The sequence below is a fragment of the Myxococcus vastator genome (assembly GCF_010894475.1).
GTDB lineage: Bacteria > Myxococcota > Myxococcia > Myxococcales > Myxococcaceae > Myxococcus > Myxococcus vastator.
In genome coordinates, this window is sequence record NZ_JAAIYB010000902.1 from 1 (window position 1) to 887 (window position 887).

Here is an 887-nt window from a genome sequence, read left to right on the forward strand (position 1 = left end):
ACCCGCGCCCCCGGCGCCCCCCGCGGCTCCGGCCAGCGTCGCAGCCGTGGCGGCCCGCGCGGCTCCGGGCCCCATCCCGCCGCCCGCTCCTCCAGCGCGGAGCCTGGGTGCGCGCGCCCAGCGGGAATTTGACGGGCAGACGCGGGTCGGCGCGGGCCAGCAGCTCTCCGTGGCACAGCTCATCGCGCTCAAGAACGCGGGCATCACCCCGGAGCGCGTGCGGCAGCTGACGGCCATGGGCTACACGCCGACCGTCGCCAACCTCGTGACGATGAGCCACGCCGGCGTCACCCCCGACTACGTCCAAGACATGAACACGCGCTTCGGCCGGAAGCTGGAAGCGGAGGAACTGACGCACCTGCGGCACCTGGGCGTCACGCCCGAGTACATCCAGTCCCTCCAGTCCGCGGGCTTCAGCGTCGATGACCCGAAGGCCCTGTCCCACGCGCGCGCCGTGGGCGTGGACGAGGACTTCGTCCGCGGCCTCAAGGACGCCGGCTACACCGGCATGTCGCTGGAGGAGCTCACCCACCTCCGCGCCGTGGGCGTGAGCCCCGAGTACATCCGCGAGCTGAACAAGCACGGCCTGTCGAAGCTGAAGGCCCAGGAGCTGACGCGGCTTCGCGCCGTGGGCGTCTCCGCGGGCTGGCTCGCCAGCATGCGCAAGGCGGGCGTGCAGACGACGGACGCGAAGGCGCTCCAGCGGCTGCGCGCCACGGGCGTGGACGCCGACTTCCTGGGCGAGCTCCACGACGCGGGCCTGAAGGACCTCTCCGTCGACGAGCTGGTGCGGCTGCGCACCGGCGGCGTGGACGCGGACTTCATCCGAAGAATGCGCGGCACCGGTTCGAAGTAAGCCGTTCGTCCCTCCCCCCTCACGTCTCGAT

At 72.4% G+C, this 887-nt stretch carries 1 pseudogene; it reads left to right on the forward strand.

Annotation, left to right across the window (positions count from 1 at the left end):
* Nucleotides 1-856, forward strand: a pseudogene (locus G4D87_RS38230) (M56 family metallopeptidase); the annotation flags it as partial.
* Nucleotides 857-887: the final 31 nt, after the last annotated feature.